This is a genomic window from Pseudomonas sp. LPH60 (assembly GCF_030718165.1).
GTDB lineage: Bacteria > Pseudomonadota > Gammaproteobacteria > Pseudomonadales > Pseudomonadaceae > Aquipseudomonas > Aquipseudomonas danubii.
The window spans coordinates 140,866-156,390 of the sequence record NZ_JAVAJH010000008.1; the positions used below are offsets into that span (position 1 = coordinate 140,866).

Genomic DNA, 15,525 nt, shown 5'->3' on the forward strand with positions numbered 1-15,525 from the left:
TTCGGCAGCGGCTACAGGTACTGCGTTTACTCGGGCTTGAGCTGCAGGCGCGCGAGCAGGCCGATCAACAGCACGTTGAAGAGAATCATCAGCAGACTGCCGAACAGGCCCACTACATTGATCAGCGAGCTCGGCAGCCAGTCGAACACGCTGAAACCGGTCAGGGACAGCAGGCGCTCACCGAACCAGAACGAGTCAACGACGATCATCAGGATCAGGATGATTTTAAGCGTTGGGACGGGGTTACCCATGGTGCCTTCCTTGTCGTGGGGGATGATGCGAGAGCCGGGGTGGCGAGGCGATCTTACGGACGCTTTCGCCAGCAAGCCAGCGCCTGACCAGCCAACCCGGCCCTAAAGCTCCGGGTCAGGCCTGCAGGTAGCGCAGCACCGATTCGCAGATCATTTCCCGGTGCCGCTGCTTGATGGCTTCGTCCGGCAGGTCGATCTGGAAAATCTCGCCAAAGGTATGACGGTTCGACACCCGATAGAAACAGAACGAGCTGATCAGCAAATGCACGTCCAGCGGGTCCAGGCCGCTGCGGAACACGCCTTCCTGCGCACCGCGCTCAAGGATCTCGCCCAGGGCATGGAGGATGGTGTTGTTCATCGCCTTGATCACGCCGGACTGCTTGACGTACTCGCCCTTGTGGATGTTCTCGATGCTGACGATACGCACGAAATCGACATTGCGGTCGTGGTGGTCGAAGGTGAACTCCACCAGCCGGCGAATCGCCTCCCGCGGCGCCAGCTCGGCCAGATGCAGGCGGCTCTCGGTGCTGCGGATATCGCCGTAGAGTTTTTCCAGGACTTCGACGTACAGCTGCTCCTTGCTGCCGAAGTAGTAATAGATCATGCGCTTGGAGGTATGGATGCGCTCGGCGATCGCATCCACCCGCGCACCGGAAAGTCCCTGCTGGACGAACTCGACAATGGCTTCTTGAAGGATGTTCTCGCGGGTTTTTTCCGGGTTGTTCTTGCGACTCTTGCGCGGTTCGAGAGCAGGCTCATCGGACGCAATCGAGCGTTCACTGGTCATTGTCATTCTGGGCTCACGGCCATCACTGAACACGCGGGCGATTATGGGCCGCGTCCAGTCGCGAAAGAAAGCACAGAGGCGGTGGATTACCGCCTCCGGTTACCAATGCGCTACAACTTGGCCTGGCGCACCGCGCCACTGCGAGACTTGGCCATGGCCGCCAGGCGCACCGCAACGTTGGCCGCACCATAGCCGGCGTAGCCGTTCTTGCGCTGGATGATCTCGAAGAAGAACCGCCCCTCGAACGGTTCGGTGTAGACGTGAAACAGCTCGCCGCCCTGGGCATCGCGGTCATACAGGACGTTGTAGTAGGCCAGTTCGCTGAGAAACTCGTCGTCGAAATCAAAACGCGCCGCCAGGTCATCGTAGTAATTGAGCGGAATATCCAGCAGCGGCACTCCGGCCTGCTTGGCCCGGCTGACCTCGGCAAAAAGGTCGTCGCAGTCGAAGGCAATGTGATGCACCCCGCTACCACGATAACTGGACAGTGCGTGGGAAATCGCGGTGTTGCGGTTCTCCGAGATGTTCAGCGGCAAGCGGATCGAGCTGCAACGGCTGCGCAGGGCGCGGCTTTTCACCAGGCCATAAGGATCGGGCAGCACCACTTCATCATCGGCCTCGAAATCCAGCAGGCTCTTGTAGAACAGCGCCCAACTGTCGAGGCTGTCCGCCGGCAGGGCCATGGCCATGTGGTCGATACGCTTGAGGCCGCCCTTGGCCTGCACACCGTCATGCATGTTGAAGTCGGTGTCGTACAGGTGCTGGCCGCCCTGCTGCGGGTCCACCAGATAGATCAGGCTGCCATCGGGCTCGCGCACCGCCGCCAGTTCCAGCTCGTTGGGGCCTACAAGCCCGCGATAAGGCTGGCCCTTGTAGGCCACCGCCCGCTCCAGAGCCTTGGCGCTGTCCTTGACCCGGATGGCCGTGGCACACACCGAAGGGCCATGGGCCTCGAAGAAGCTGTGGGCGAAGGAATAGGGCTCGGAGTTGAGGATCAGGTTGATATCGCCCTGGCGCATCAGGCTCACGTTCTTGGAGCGATGCTGTCCAGCCTTGGCAAAACCCAGGCGTTCCAGCCAGCTCCCCAGCTTGGCGCCCAGGGCATCGTCCACCGCGAACTCAAGGAACTCGGTGCCGCCATAGGCTTCAACCGCTGGCGGGGCGAACAGCGTGTCCAGGTTGGCCACCGGCTGCGCCTCCTGCAGCAGGCGCTCGCGGGTCTTCTCCTCCAGGTACAGCAAGGAGCGCAAGCCGTCGGCGGCATTGGCCCGCGGCGGCGCGGCGCGAAAGCCGTCGTTGAAGATTTCCAGGGACAGCGGCCCGGTGTAGCCGCTCTTGATGATCGGCGCCAGAAAGCCCGGCAGATCGAACTCGCCCTGGCCCGGAAAACAGCGGAAATGCCGGCTCCACTCCAGTACATCCATGGCCAGGATCGGTGCATCGGCCATCTGCACGAAGAAGATCTTGTCCCCGGGAATCTCGGCAATCGCCGTCGGGTCGCCCTTGAGCGACAGGGTATGGAAGCTGTCCAGCAACACTCCGAGGTTGGGGTGATCGGCGCTGCGCACGATGTCCCAGACCTGTTGATAGGTGTTCACGTGACGGCCCCAGGCCAGGGCTTCGTAGCCGATGCGCAAGCCACGCAGTGCGGCCCGTTCGGCCAACAGGTGCAAATCATCGATGAGAATCTGCCGGTCCCCGAGGCTGTCGGCCTGGGCGTTGCTGCACACCAGCACCAGGTCGGTGCCCAGCTCCTGCATCAAGTCGAACTTGCGTTCGGCACGTTCCAGGTTGCGCGACAGGCGATCGCGACGGCAGCCCTCGAAATCCCGGAATGGCTGGAACAGGGTGATGGCGATCCCCAGGTCGGCGCACATCTGCCTGATTTCCCGAGGGCTACCGTCGTAATAGAGAAGGTCGTTCTCGAAAATCTCCACCCCATCGAAGCCGGCGGCGGCGATGGCTTCGAGTTTTTCCGGCAGGGTGCCGCTCAAGGAAACGGTGGCAATGGAACGCTGCATGATTGAACTCCCGGGGGATGACGGCCGGTGGCACCCGAGCCTTTTATTCGATGTTGCGGATTATTCCACAGCATGATTTAAAGTGTACGAACCAGTTAGTTTTGTGTTCGATTATCGAACAAAAAGCCGCTTGGCGAATTGACGATTTTTCAGCCACTGCGCACCATCGACAGCACATTGAGCCGCCCCAAGAAACCGTGGCTTCAATCACCCAGACCCAGAACACACCATAAAAATTTTAAAAATCGGGTACATCCTCATGCTTGCACTCAACGCCCCGCCCTGCTGCTCATCCCTTTGGCTCGCGCCTGGAACGGCCTCAATCGGCACCCTGGATCACGACCCGCTACTGCCCTGAGCGGATCGTCGTACCGATGGCGTTCGCCGGCCCGCAATCAACGGCTCGACGAACCAAACCAGCCGATCAATCACCCAGTCCCTGGCGCTCATGCCCTCGCTGACGATTGATCACGCGCCCTTGAGTTCCGACGAGCCCTGGCTCGTCAGTCACTGAACGGATGGCCTATATGATTCCTTCCCAAAGCTCTCGCATCGCCCCGAGCCTCAGTGTTGCCGGCGGCATCGGCGACAAGATCCGCGGCGCCATGGCCGTCGGCAAGACCCGCTGGGGCATGCTCGCCCTGGTGTTCTTCGCCACCACCCTGAACTACATCGATCGCGCCGCACTGGGCGTGATGCAGCCGATCCTGGCCAAGGAAATGAACTGGACGGCGATGGACTACGCCAATATCAACTTCTGGTTCCAGGTCGGTTACGCCGTGGGCTTCGTGCTGCAAGGGCGCCTGATCGACCGAGTCGGCGTGAAACGGGTGTTCTTCTTCGCCGTGCTGCTCTGGAGCCTGGCCACCGGCGCTCATGGCCTGGCCACTTCGGCGGCGGGCTTCATGGTCTGCCGCTTCATTCTCGGGCTCACTGAAGCCGCCAACTACCCGGCCTGCGTGAAGACCACGCGCCTGTGGTTCCCGGCCGGCGAACGCGCGGTAGCCACCGGCATCTTCAACGCCGGGACCAACGTCGGCGCTATGTTCACCCCCATGCTGCTGCCGTTGATCCTCCACGCCTGGGGCTGGCAAGCGGCGTTCCTGTGCATGGCGGCACTGGGCGGCGTCTGGCTGCTGTTCTGGGGCCTGAAGTACTTCAACCCGGAAGATCACCCCAGCGTCAAAGCCTCGGAACTGGCCTATATCCAGCAACAGGTGGAACCCGAGCCGACCCGCGTGCCCTTCAGCCGCATCCTGCGCATGCGCGGCACCTGGGCCTTCGCCCTGGCCTACTCGCTGACCGCGCCGGTGTTCTGGTTCTACCTGTACTGGCTGCCGCCGTTCCTCAACCAGCAGTACAACCTGGGAATCAACGTCACCCAGATGGGCATCCCGCTGATCATCATCTACCTGACCGCCGACTTCGGCAGCGTCGGTGGCGGCATCCTCTCCTCGTTCCTGATCGGACGCGGCATGAACCCGATCAAGGCGCGGCTGCTGTCGATGTTCCTGTTCGCCTGCTGCATCATCGGCGTGATCATGGCCGCCGGCACCGCCAACCTGTGGCTGGCCGTGTTCGCCATCTCCCTGGGGATCGGTGCCCACCAGGCCTGGACCGCCAACATCTGGAGCCTGGTGATGGACTACACGCCCAAGCACATGATGAGCACCGTGTTCGGCTTTGGCGGCATGTGCGCGGCCATCGGCGGCATGTTCATGACCCAGATCGTCGGCCACATCCTCACCGTCACCAACAACAACTACACCCTGCTGTTCACCCTGATCCCGGCCATGTACTTCATCGCCCTGACCTGGATGTACTTCATGGCCCCGCGCAAGATTCCTCACGTAGAAGACTGATGCTCCTTTCACGCAGGCCCGCCCAGGGCCTGCGTTTTTTTTATCGCCACCCTCCCCCCTTTTGTTTTTCCACACTCGGAGATCGTCCCATGACGCTGGGTAACCTGAGCATCGCCAAACGCGCCGTGATCAGCTTCGGCGTGATTGCCCTGCTGGTCCTGCTGCAGGGGCTGTTCGCCCTCAAGCAAGTGGCCGAAGTCCGCGCCACCGGCCAGCACACCGAAAACATTTCCCTGCCCAGCACCCGCTACCTGGGAGAAGTGCGCGACTACGTGCTGAGCATCCGCGTGCTGAGCCTGCGCATGGCCCTCAACCGTGAACCCAAAGTGCTGGAAAGCACCATTGCCCGCCTGCATCAGGTGCAAGCCTGGCTCGACCAGGCCCTGGCCAGGTTCGCGCCGCTGGTGGGCGATCACAACCGGGTGCAGTACGAGACATTCCTCGCCACGGTCAAGAGCTACCAACAGGCCCTGGCCCAGTACGAAGCCCTGTCCCAGGACAATCGCAGCAGCGAGATGACGGCCCTGCTCAACGGCAGGATCCAGGATTACTCGACCCAGACCGGCGACCAGTTCGCCGAACTGATGAACATGACCGCCGAGGAAGTCAGCCAGTCGGCCCAGCATGCAGACGCGCTGTACACCCAGGTCAAAGTCACGGTGATCGGCGCCCTGATCGCCGTCGCCCTGCTGACCCTGTGCCTGGCCTGGCTGCTGATTCGCAGCATCGTCGTGCCCATCCGCCAGGCCGTGGGCGTGGCCGAACAAGTAGCCGCCGGCGATCTCAGCCGCCCGATCCACAGCGAGGGCAGCGATGAAACCGCGCGCCTGCTCAAGGCCCTGGCCAGCATGCAGGCGAGCCTGCGTGAAACCCTGCAACTGATCAGCAGCACCTCGACCCAACTGGCCGCCGCCGCGCAACAGATGAGCCAGAGCACCCACCAGGACTCCAGCCGCCTGCAGCAGCAACACAACGAAATCGAGCAAGCCGCCACCGCCGTCAACGAGATGACCGCGGCCGTCGAGGAAGTGGCGCGCAACGCGGTGTCCACCTCCGACACCACCCGCCAGTCCACCACCCAGGCGACCCAGGGGCAGGCCCGGGTGATCGAGACCCTGGACTCGATCCAGGCCATGAGCAGCGATGTCGGCACCGCCTTGCAGCAAGTGCAGACCCTGGCCGAGCAGTCACGGGAAATCGGCAAGGTGCTGGACGTGATCCGCGCCATTGCCGAACAGACCAACCTGCTGGCCCTGAACGCCGCCATCGAGGCCGCGCGGGCTGGTGAAGCCGGGCGTGGTTTTGCCGTAGTGGCAGACGAAGTGCGGGCCCTGGCCCATCGCACCCAGCAGTCGACCCAGGAAATCGAACAGATGATCGGCCGGGTCCAGGGCGACACCGACAGCGTGGTGCAGTCCATGCACGGCAACAGTCAGCGGGTGGCCCAGACCCTGTCCATCGCCGAACAGGCCGGGCTGGCCCTGGGGCAAATCACCCGGGCCATGGAGCAGATCCACGAGCGCAACCTGGTGATCGCCAGTGCCTCGGAAGAACAGGCCCAGGTGGCCCGTGAAGTGGACCGCAACCTGCTGAACATCCGCGACCTGTCCCTGGAAAGCGCCGACGCCGCCACGCGCACCAACGCCACCAGCCAGGAGCTGTCGCACCTGGCGGCCGGCCTGCAGAACCTGGTGGTGCGCTTCCGCTTCTGAGTCGTCTCAGCGGCGGCGTTGCTGCCAGGCCGCCGCCAGCCCGCTGAGGCAGATCACGGCGATGCCCACTTGGGTAATCGCATCCGGCGTGTGGTTGAACAGCAGCCAGCCCAGTAGCCCGGCAAAGACAATCTGGCAATAGCCGAACGGCGCCAGCAGCGCCGGCGCCGCGTGACGGAAGGCCTGGGTCAGGAACAGGTGGGCGCACATGCCACAGGCCCCCAGCGCCAGCATCAGCACGCCATGGACAAAGCCCGGGGGCTGCCAGAAGAACGGCACCAGCGCACTCATCACCAGGGTGTTGCACAGCCCGGCGAAGAAGTTGCTGGTGGTGGGGCTGTCATGCTCGGCCAGCTTGCGCGTCAGCAACTGATAGAAGCAGAAGAACAGCGCCGAGCAGAACGGCAGCAACACCGCCGGCGTGAAGAGTTCACCGCCCGGGTGGACGATGATCAGCACCCCGACAAAACCGCAGATCACCGCCAGCCACTGGCCTCGGGTCACCTGCTCGCCGAGCAAGAGCACCGACAACGCGGTGACCAGCACCGGCGCGAGAAAGTTGACCGCCGTGGCCTCGGCCAGGGGAATGAACAGCAGTGCCGAGGTGAACAGCAAGCTGGTGCTGAGCAGGCACAAGGCCCGCAGCACTTGCAGCAGCGGTCGCTTGCTGCGCAGCACCCGCAGGCCGGATTGCGGCAGGAAGATCCCGGCCATCAGCAAGGTATGGACCAGGTATCGGGCCCAAACCACCATGATCACCGGGAAGAACCCCGAGAGGTATTTGGACAGGGCATCGTGGCTGGCGAACAGAAAGGTCGCCAGGACGATCAGCAGGATGCCCTTGAAAGGCTGATTGATCCCGGAAAGGGGCGTGCTGCGGGTCATGGGCATTCCTTGGGGTGATTGAAGACACGGCTTCGCGGCCAGCCGGCACCGAGCGGATAGGCGCAGGAACCCGCTGGCCGGCGAAAGCCCTCCCGCCGACTCAGGTCCTGGCCAGCAGCGCGCGAGTTGCATCCAGCGCCATCTGTGCCCGCTGCAAGGCACTCACGCCCTGTTCGAGCAATTGCACCGTGGGAATTTCCAGACTCAGGGGCAACTCCGGCGGCAGACACTTGAGCAACCCCGCCAGATCACAATCGCCCTGCCCCGGAAAACGCCGTTCGTTACGGGCCTGGCGCAGGATCTCCTGCATGTCGTCCGGACGCGGCCCGGCCACGTCGCACAACTGCGCGTAACGCAGGCGCGCCGGAGCGACCTTGGCCAGGTCCGCCAGACGCGAACCCGAACGGTCGAAATGGAAGGCGTCCACCAGGATGCAGCCATTGTCACGACCGGCGTTTTCCACCACCCGCACGGCCTGCTCCAGGTTGCGCGCGTCGGTCCAGGGCATGAACTCCAGGTGCGGGTGCAACCCGTACTGCCGCGCCAGATCGCACAGGGCGGCGAAGTTGTCGGTCATGCGCGCCTCGTCCGGGTCATTGCCCGCCACCAGCAACTCGCTGGCGGCGAACTCGGCGCCCACCGCCAGCAGCGCTTCGAAGTCCCCCACCCGGGTCTGCGGCTTGAGCCGCAGGATCTCCACATCCAGCACCCGCACGCCGCTATCGCGCAGGCGCGCCAGGGTCTGGCGACGCAAGCCGGCATCCGCCACCAGCGGGAAGTGATGCTCCTCCGGGGTCGCCGGTTCCAGGCGCAGGCCGACATGGCTGTAGCCGGCCCGGGCCGCCACCTCCACCATCTCCGGTGGCGATAGCTCCAGCACGGTCAGGCTGGCCAGGGAAAAAATCCGCTCACTCATCAGTCGTTCACTCAATCGGGGTGGGGGTGCAGGCGCGACCCGTGGCCGCGGCCTGGCGAATCGCTTCAACCAGCGCCAGGGTGCGCGCGGCATCGGCGGCACTGACCAGGGGCGCGACTTCGCCGCGGGCGACTTGGACGAAGTGCAGCAATTGCAAGCGCAGGGCCTCGCCCGGATCAAAGGCTTCCTGCTGCATCAGTAAGGGTTGATGCCAACCCTCCCCGGCTTCGGCGTAATGCCAGCGCTTGAGCTGGGGAATGCTCAGCGCGCCCTCGGTGCCGGCCAGCAGGTAGCAAGGCTGATCGGCCTGGCGCGGGTACACCGGGTTCTCCCCGGCATCCAGCTCCCAGCTCCAGGGCGCGGCCGCGGCATCGGAACCGGTCAGGCTGCCCAGGGCGCCGTTGTCGAACTGCAACAGCACCGCGGCGCAATCTTCGTTGGCGTAGCCGCGCACGCTGTTGCTGGTGATGGCCTGCACTTGTCGCACTTCGCCACACAGGTGGCGCAACAGGTCCAGGTCGTGGATCAGGTTGGTCAGCAACATGCCGGCCCCGGCCTCGCGGCGCCAGGGAATATCGAAGTAGCTCTCGGGTTTGCGCAACTGCCAGAGCGCGGTGACGTTGGTCAGGCGACCCAAGGCGCCGCTGTGCACCAGTTCATGGGCACGGGCGATCAACGGGTTGTGTCGTCGATGGTGGCCCACCAGCACCGGCACGCCCGTGTTGCGCGATGCCGCCACCAGCTCGCGCACTTCATCCAGGTGCACACCCACGGGTTTTTCCAGCAGCACCGGCACGCCTGCGGCCAGGCAATCCAGGGCCGTGCTGACGTGGAGGTTGTTGGGATTGGCGACAATCACCGCATCCGGGCGCACGTCCTTGAGCAAGGTCCGGTGATCGCTGAAATGCGGCACCTGCCATTGCCCGGCAATGGCTTGCGCCTGGGGTCCGGGATCGGCCACGGCGCACAGCCGGGCCTCGGCCAGGGTCTTGAGGTGCTGGTAGTGCTGCTGCCCCATGTTGCCGACGCCGATCAGGGCAATGCGCAGTGGCGGGTTCAATGGAAGATCCTCTTGTGATTGTTATAGGGACAATGAATTCCAAATATTTAGAACTCAGTTCCATTTTCATACAAGAGGGATAAAAAATACCGTCCGATTATCGAACGGCTTTGTGCCGAGCCGAGGCTCGTGTAGCCGCTGCCGCAGGCTGCGAACGGCTGTGCAACAGACGCGGCGGTATCAAGGCCACCACCTGCTCGACGGTAGATCGCCAAGCAAGGCCCTGCGGGCCTTTGCGCAGCCTCGCAGGCTCGGCAGCGGCTACAGAGGGCATACCGAAGCCTATGTAGCCGCTGCCGCAGGCTGCGAACGGCTGTGCAACAGACGCGGCGGTATCAAGACCACTACCTGCTCGACGGTAGATCGCCAGGCAAGGCCCTGCGGGCCTTTGCGCAGCCTCGCAGGCTCGGCAGCGGCTACAGAGGACAAGGCCATACCGAAGCCTTTGTAGCCGCTGCCGCAGGCTGCGAACGGCTGTGCAACAGACGCGGAGATATCAAGGCCACTACCTGCTCGACGGTAGATCGCCAGGCAAGGCCCTGCGGGCCTTTGCGCAGCCTCGCAGGCTCGGCAGCGGCTACAGGTTGAACAGTTCGGAAGCCTGGCTGGCGGCCGACAGCTCTTCGGCAAATCGCAGCAGCAACGGCGCCAGTTCATGCAGCCGCGCCAACGGTAGGCGCGCGCTGGGACCGGCGATGCTGAGCACCCCCACCACCCGGCCATCGATGGGATGGCGCACCACCGCGGCAATCGCCGAGGTGCCGACCGCCGAGCTTTCTTCGACCCAGGCATAGCCCTGCTCGCGGGCCAGACGCAGGCGCTCCAGCAACTCGATGTTCGAGCGCGGTGCATTGGGCCCCAGGTCCGCCGGGGGCTCCACACCCTGGCGTTCCACCAGCGACAACGCCTCGGCGTCACTCAGCGTGGCCAGCCAGGCATGCCCGGAAGCGGTGTAGAACAGCGGCGCCTCGCGGCCCATGTCCGGATCGTAGCGCAGGCCGGAACGGGCGCCCTGGGACTTGGCGATCCAGGTCTGGCGCTCGCCTTCGATCACCCCCAGGCGTACCAGCTCGCCGGACTCCTGGGCCAGACGATCGAGTACCGGCTGGACAATGTCGGCACCGCTGACCGCAAGGTAGCGAAAGCCCATGGCCACCAGCCGGGTGGACAGCTGGTAACGCAGGTTGTCCGGGTTCTGGCGCACGTAGCCCAGGCGAATCAACTCCGCCAGCAGGCGATGGGTTGCACTTTTGGGGATCTCCAGTTGTTCCGCCAGGGTCTGCAACGGCAGGCCGCGGGGATCACCGGTAAGACGTTCGAGAACGCTGAAGACGCGTTCGATTTGACTGCCAGCCATGGTCGGGTCCCGACAAAATTTGGCCGATTCTAGTGACAACGGGCCGGTTGGGGAACTGCGCGGCAGGGTTCGATGACCGCCCAGAAGCGACGAGGCCGGACCTTGGGGCCCGGCACAACGTCTTGTGCGCAGATTAGCCGAGCCCGGCTATTTTTTGGAACAACCTTCCATAAACCAGTCAGGACCGAAACTTGCCATCGGTGGCGGGACGCTGGGTCAAAAATCGAAGAACACCGTCTCGCCCTCACCCTGAATGCGGATATCGAAGCGGTAGGCGCGCTGGCCGTTCACTTCACAGGGGTGGGCCAGCAGGGTTTCCCGACGTTGCGGCTGCTCGATCAGGTTCAACACCGGGCACTGGGCGTTAGCCTCCGGCTCGTCGGCAAAGTACAGCCGGGTATGCAGGTGGATGTTGATGCCCCGGGCAAACAGCGACAGGTTGATGTGCGGTGCCATCGGCACGCCGGCGGCGTTGTTCACCACCCCGGGCTTGACGGTATGGAGGGTCCATTCCCCGGCATCGAAGGTGGTGGCGGTGCGGCCAAAGCAGTTGAAGGGCTTTTCCGTGTCGAACACCGGGTCGTAGACCCCGGCAGAATCGGCCTGCCAGAACTCCAGGAAGGAGTCGCGCACCAGGTGGCCGTTGCCGTCGTACACATGGCCGATCAGCAGAATCCGCTCGCCCGGCGCATCGGGCTTGGCCATCTGGTTCCAGATCTCCTCGGGACGGGTCGGATTTCCCGCCGCCGCCAGGGCCAGGCCGATGTGCACATAGGGGCCGGCCGTTTGCGAGGGGGTTTCAGGCAGCAATTGAACAGGCATGGCAGGCTCCTCAGCAGTTTTCGAAGTGGGTCTTGCGCTGGCCGCGCAGCACGATGTCGAAGCGGTAGGCCAGGCAATCCATGGGGTTGGCGCTGCCCATGTCCAGGCGCGCGATCAGACTCTGCACCGCGTCCGGGTTGGCGATGGACTTGACGATCGGGCACAGCGGGATCAACGGGTCGCCTTCGAAATACAGCTGGGTGATCAGCCGCGTGGCAATCGACGGGCCGCTGATGGAGAAGTGGATATGCGCCGGACGCCAGTCGTTGGGACCGTTGCGCCATGGGTAAGGCCCGGGCTTGATGGTGCGGAAGCTGTAGTAGCCGTCACGGTCGGTGAGGGCTCGGCCGACGCCGCCGAAGTTCGGATCAAGGGGCGCCAGGTAGCGGTCGTTCTTGTGCCGGTAGCGGCCACCGGCGTTGGCCTGCCACATCTCCACCAGGGTGTGGGGGATCGGCTTGCCGTATTGATCGCAGACTCGCCCGGAAACGATGATCCGCTCCCCGATCGGCAAGCCGCCGTGGTTGAAGTTGAGCAGCAAGTCGTTATCAAAACGCCCGGTGCGCAAGTGGGAGAAGTCCGGGCCGCTGGTTTCACTGGCCGATTGCGGAATGCTCACCAGTGCCTGGCGCGGCGAGCGGGCGACGGAGGTCTTGTAGTCGGGGGTCAGGGCCTTGGGGTGCCAATTACGGTCGCGAATCACGAAGCGACTGTTGTCTGCATCAGACATGTCGATCTCCTGTTGTTTGATTTATGGAGCGCAGCCGGCGCAGTTTCAAACAAACCAGGAGTGGGGAAAATTGAAAAGCCGCCCGCCATCCATAACCAAAAGGTTATGGATAACTGCCCTCGTGATAGGCCCGCCCCACTTCCCTGAGCACGTCCACCGCCCATTGCGCCGCCAGGGACAGCGGCAGGCTGGCATTGCTGGAGATACCCACCGAACCGCCGGGCTCGCGCAGGCCCAGATCCAGCTCCTGCAACTCGCCATTGGCCAGATCCAGGCGCACCGCATCCAGTGGCGCTATCCACAGCGCATCGCTGGACAGGGTGTAGCGCCGGCTCAGGGCCACCGACAGGGTTTCCAGGCGTTGTTGCGACTGGGCGATACCGCACTGAATGAACAGGCTGTCGGCGTGCTTGCGAATGCTGGTGCCAGCCAGGGGCAGTACCAGCGGATAGGCGCTGAGCGCATCGCGATCCAGGGGCCCGGCCGCCAGGGGATGCTCGGGGCGGGCCACCAGGGTCATGGATTCGCTGTACAGGTGCTCGAAGCTCAGGCCGTGGATCTCCGGACTCTCGGTCATGCGGCCAACCACCAGATCCAGGTCACCGACTCGCAGTTGCGAAAGCAGATGAGCGCTGGGGCCGGTCAGCACACTCACGGTCAACGCCGAATGCCGCTGGTGCAGGCGCCGCATCACCTCCGGCAGCAGCAGGCTTTCCACCGTGGACAACACGCCGATGCGCACCAGCCCGGCGGCGTATTCGCCGCCGCGCAAACTGCTGACGCCTTCGCGCAGGGCCTGCACCGAAGGCCCTGCATAGCGCAGGAAGGCTCGCCCGGCTTCGGTCAGGCTGAGCCCGGCCTTGCTCCTGGCAAACAGCCGAGTGTCCAGCAGCTCCTCCAGTTCCTTGAGGGTTTTCGACATTGCCGGCTGGCTCACCGACAGCACGTCGGCGGCCCGCGCCAGGCTGCCTTGGCGGGCCATTTCAAGAAAACACACCAAGTGACGGAATTTGATGCGGGTATCGATGTTCAATAGGAAGCCCCGAATGCGCCAGGAGCGGAGAGATCCGCGATCGGGCCATGGTAGCGTGCGCAAAAATCCCTGACGACCGGACTGGCGCCGCTGCCTGCCAGCAGCAACACTGACCAGCAGAAAAAACGAGGACTCCCCCATGCTTTGGAAAAAAGGCCGACGCAGCGACAACGTCGTGGATGCGCGAAATGACAGCGGTGGCGGCGGTGGTGGCGGCGGCCTGCGTTTTGGCGGTGGCAAGGGGCTGAGCCTGACGGCGATCATCCTGATCGTCGGTATCGGCTGGGCCACCGGCCAGGACCCGCTGCAGATCCTCGGTCAACTGGTGGGCCAGAGCGGCCAGACTTCGGCCCCGGCTACCACCCAGGCGCGCAAGAGCCCACCGGCCAATGACGAGCAGGCGGAGTTCGTCCGCGCCATCCTCGGCGACACCGAAGACACCTGGGGCCAGATCTTCCAGCAGGCCGGCCGCCAGTATCAGGCGCCCAAGCTGATTCTGTTCCGTGGCCGGGTCAACTCCGCCTGCGGCTCCGCCACCTCTGCCAGCGGCCCCTTCTATTGCCCTGCCGATCAGCAGGTGTACCTGGACATGGACTTCTTCCGCGAGATGGCCCAGCGCTTTTCCGCTGCCGGCGACTTCGCCCAGGCCTACGTGATTGCCCATGAAGTCGGGCACCACGTACAGACCCTGCTGGGGGTCTCGGCGAAAATGCAGGCCGCACGCCAGCAAGGCCGGCAAATGGAAGGTGACGGCGGTCTACTGGTGCGCCAGGAATTGCAGGCCGACTGTCTGGCTGGGGTCTGGGCCTACCATGGGCAGAAGCGCCTGAACTGGCTGGAGCCCGGGGATGTGGAAGAAGCCCTGAACGCTGCCAATGCCATCGGTGACGACCGACTGCAGCAACAGGGCCAGGGCCGGGTCGTACCGGACTCCTTCACCCACGGCACCTCGGCGCAACGGGTGCGCTGGTTCAAGACCGGCTTCAGCCAGGGCCAGGTTGGCCAGTGCGACACCTTCGCCGCCAAGAGCCTGTAGATGGGCCGACTGCTGGCGGCATTACTGTGCCTGGGCTGCCTGGGCGCCCAGGCCGCGGAACACACAGTCAAGGTCGTCAGCCCCGAACGCCTGCCCCTGGAGGGCGGGCAACTGGCCCTGGGCCTGAGCCAGGACTGGCGCCAGCCACTGCCTGGGGTGCAGCGCGCGCTGATCATGGTTCACGGTCGGCTGCGCAACGCCCAGACTTACCTCAAGAGCGGCGAAAGTGCTTCACGACAAGCAGGGCAAAGCGCCGCAACCCTGGTGATTGCCCCCCAGTTTCTCAACCAGAGTGACATCGCCCGCCATCAGCTACCGGACGCGCTACTGCGCTGGAAAGGTAATGACTGGATGGCCGGCGAACCTGCTGCCGGCCCCGTGGCCATCAGCTCCTACGCGGTACTGGATGCCGTCCTCCAGCGTCTGCAGGACCGCCAGTTCTTTCCTGCACTCAAGGAAGTGGTGATTGCCGGCCACTCCGGCGGCGCCCAGGTGGTGCAGCGCTATGCCCTGACCACAGGGCAACATGCCGAGCTGAAGCAGTCCGGAATCGAACTGCGCTACGTGATCGCCAATCCGTCGTCCTACGCCTACTTCGATGCAACGCGCCCGGTGGCTTTCGAGCCGGCCAGTTGCCCGGGGTTCAACGACTGGAAATATGGCCTGAACCGGCTCCCGGCCTATGCCAGCGCCCCATCCCCGGCGCAGCTCGAACAAGGCTACGTGATACGCCACATCACCTACCTGCTGGGCCAGCAGGACATCGACCCCAACCACCCGGCCCTGGACAAGAGCTGCGCGGCCGAGACCCAGGGCGCCTACCGGCTGATTCGCGGGCACAACTACTTCGACTACCTGATGCGGCGTCACCCGCAAGGCTTGCCACAACGGCTGGTGGAAGTGCCCGGGGTCGGGCATGACGGCGACAAGATGTTCACCTCCCCCGCAGGGCAGGCGGCGCTGTTCAAGTAGAGAAAGGCGCTGTCTGAAATGGCGCTTTCGCCGGCAAGGCGGTTCCTACGGGACGGGTAAGAACCGACTTATCAGCGAACA

The 15,525-nt window shown here is 64.1% G+C and carries 14 protein-coding genes; 4 read left to right on the top strand and 10 right to left on the bottom strand.

The window, feature by feature from the left end:
• Positions 1 to 26: 26 nt before the first annotated feature.
• The 3 genes from Q8O96_RS25905 to quiC all read right to left on the bottom strand — a co-directional run bounded on the left by Q8O96_RS25905 (position 27) and on the right by quiC (position 3,059).
• Positions 27 to 251 (bottom strand): hypothetical protein, encoded by a 225-nt coding sequence (locus tag Q8O96_RS25905; protein ID WP_102865403.1) that lies wholly within the window; start codon positions 249 to 251, stop codon positions 27 to 29.
• A gap of 115 nt (positions 252 to 366) precedes the next feature.
• Positions 367 to 1,044 carry a TetR family transcriptional regulator gene (locus Q8O96_RS25910; RefSeq protein WP_115580991.1) on the bottom strand — a complete coding sequence of 226 codons (678 nt, stop codon included), beginning with the start codon at positions 1,042 to 1,044 and terminating at the stop codon, positions 367 to 369.
• Positions 1,045 to 1,148: 104 nt separating this feature from the next.
• On the bottom strand, positions 1,149 to 3,059 hold the full coding sequence (gene quiC, locus Q8O96_RS25915) for a 3-dehydroshikimate dehydratase QuiC (RefSeq protein WP_102865401.1): 1,911 nt from the start codon (positions 3,057 to 3,059) through the stop codon (positions 1,149 to 1,151).
• A gap of 527 nt (positions 3,060 to 3,586) precedes the next feature.
• On the opposite strand from quiC, the gene Q8O96_RS25920 reads away from it, so the two are divergent.
• The gene (locus tag Q8O96_RS25920) at positions 3,587 to 4,921 is read left to right on the top strand and encodes an MFS transporter (RefSeq protein ID WP_102882294.1); all 1,335 of its coding nucleotides are present in this window, start codon (positions 3,587 to 3,589) and stop codon (positions 4,919 to 4,921) included.
• Positions 4,922 to 5,010: 89 nt separating this feature from the next.
• The gene (locus Q8O96_RS25925) at positions 5,011 to 6,633 is read left to right on the top strand and encodes a methyl-accepting chemotaxis protein (protein ID WP_305949705.1); all 1,623 of its coding nucleotides are present in this window, start codon (positions 5,011 to 5,013) and stop codon (positions 6,631 to 6,633) included.
• 6 nt (positions 6,634 to 6,639) lie between these two features.
• On the opposite strand, the gene Q8O96_RS25930 is transcribed toward Q8O96_RS25925, so the two are convergent.
• The 7 genes from Q8O96_RS25930 to pcaQ form a co-directional block, all read right to left on the bottom strand.
• A complete protein-coding gene (locus Q8O96_RS25930; protein WP_305949706.1) occupies positions 6,640 to 7,518 on the bottom strand; it encodes a DMT family transporter in 879 nt (292 codons plus the stop codon).
• 100 nt (positions 7,519 to 7,618) lie between these two features.
• Positions 7,619 to 8,434 carry a sugar phosphate isomerase/epimerase gene (locus tag Q8O96_RS25935; protein ID WP_305949707.1) on the bottom strand — a complete coding sequence of 272 codons (816 nt, stop codon included), beginning with the start codon at positions 8,432 to 8,434 and terminating at the stop codon, positions 7,619 to 7,621.
• A 7-nt stretch (positions 8,435 to 8,441) separates the two neighbouring features.
• Positions 8,442 to 9,494: a Gfo/Idh/MocA family protein gene (locus Q8O96_RS25940; protein ID WP_207166599.1), complete on the bottom strand. Its 1,053-nt coding sequence runs from the start codon at positions 9,492 to 9,494 to the stop codon at positions 8,442 to 8,444.
• 577 nt (positions 9,495 to 10,071) lie between these two features.
• Positions 10,072 to 10,851 (bottom strand): IclR family transcriptional regulator, encoded by a 780-nt coding sequence (locus Q8O96_RS25945; RefSeq protein WP_207166600.1) that lies wholly within the window; start codon positions 10,849 to 10,851, stop codon positions 10,072 to 10,074.
• A 216-nt stretch (positions 10,852 to 11,067) separates the two neighbouring features.
• Entirely contained in the window at positions 11,068 to 11,673 is a 606-nt protein-coding gene (gene pcaG, locus Q8O96_RS25950) for a protocatechuate 3,4-dioxygenase subunit alpha (RefSeq protein WP_102865394.1), read from the bottom strand.
• Positions 11,674 to 11,683: 10 nt separating this feature from the next.
• A complete protein-coding gene (gene pcaH / locus Q8O96_RS25955; RefSeq protein WP_207166601.1) occupies positions 11,684 to 12,403 on the bottom strand; it encodes a protocatechuate 3,4-dioxygenase subunit beta in 720 nt (239 codons plus the stop codon).
• 103 nt (positions 12,404 to 12,506) lie between these two features.
• Positions 12,507 to 13,436 carry a pca operon transcription factor PcaQ gene (gene pcaQ / locus Q8O96_RS25960; RefSeq protein WP_102865392.1) on the bottom strand — a complete coding sequence of 310 codons (930 nt, stop codon included), beginning with the start codon at positions 13,434 to 13,436 and terminating at the stop codon, positions 12,507 to 12,509.
• 139 nt (positions 13,437 to 13,575) lie between these two features.
• Here pcaQ and Q8O96_RS25965 point away from each other — a divergent pair, with 139 nt between their 5' ends.
• On the top strand, positions 13,576 to 14,472 hold the full coding sequence (locus Q8O96_RS25965) for a neutral zinc metallopeptidase (RefSeq protein WP_305949708.1): 897 nt from the start codon (positions 13,576 to 13,578) through the stop codon (positions 14,470 to 14,472).
• Positions 14,473 to 15,444, top strand: a complete 972-nt coding sequence (locus tag Q8O96_RS25970; protein WP_305949709.1) for an alpha/beta hydrolase — start codon at positions 14,473 to 14,475, stop codon at positions 15,442 to 15,444. It abuts the gene before it with no gap.
• Positions 15,445 to 15,525: the final 81 nt, after the last annotated feature.

What these genes read in the sequence shown, in the direction of transcription:
- quiC (WP_102865401.1), bottom strand. Translation starts at nt 3,059, where the DNA reads ATGCAGCGTTCCATTGCCACCGTTTCCTTGAGCGGCACCCTGCCGGAA.
- Q8O96_RS25910 (WP_115580991.1), bottom strand. Translation starts at nt 1,044, where the DNA reads ATGACAATGACCAGTGAACGCTCGATTGCGTCCGATGAGCCTGCTCTC.
- Q8O96_RS25970 (WP_305949709.1), top strand. Translation starts at nt 14,473, where the DNA reads ATGGGCCGACTGCTGGCGGCATTACTGTGCCTGGGCTGCCTGGGCGCC.
- pcaH (WP_207166601.1), bottom strand. Translation starts at nt 12,403, where the DNA reads ATGTCTGATGCAGACAACAGTCGCTTCGTGATTCGCGACCGTAATTGG.
- Q8O96_RS25935 (WP_305949707.1), bottom strand. Translation starts at nt 8,434, where the DNA reads ATGAGTGAGCGGATTTTTTCCCTGGCCAGCCTGACCGTGCTGGAGCTA.
- Q8O96_RS25920 (WP_102882294.1), top strand. Translation starts at nt 3,587, where the DNA reads ATGATTCCTTCCCAAAGCTCTCGCATCGCCCCGAGCCTCAGTGTTGCC.
- Q8O96_RS25965 (WP_305949708.1), top strand. Translation starts at nt 13,576, where the DNA reads ATGCTTTGGAAAAAAGGCCGACGCAGCGACAACGTCGTGGATGCGCGA.
- pcaG (WP_102865394.1), bottom strand. Translation starts at nt 11,673, where the DNA reads ATGCCTGTTCAATTGCTGCCTGAAACCCCCTCGCAAACGGCCGGCCCC.
- Q8O96_RS25930 (WP_305949706.1), bottom strand. Translation starts at nt 7,518, where the DNA reads ATGACCCGCAGCACGCCCCTTTCCGGGATCAATCAGCCTTTCAAGGGC.
- Q8O96_RS25925 (WP_305949705.1), top strand. Translation starts at nt 5,011, where the DNA reads ATGACGCTGGGTAACCTGAGCATCGCCAAACGCGCCGTGATCAGCTTC.
- Q8O96_RS25945 (WP_207166600.1), bottom strand. Translation starts at nt 10,851, where the DNA reads ATGGCTGGCAGTCAAATCGAACGCGTCTTCAGCGTTCTCGAACGTCTT.
- Q8O96_RS25905 (WP_102865403.1), bottom strand. Translation starts at nt 251, where the DNA reads ATGGGTAACCCCGTCCCAACGCTTAAAATCATCCTGATCCTGATGATC.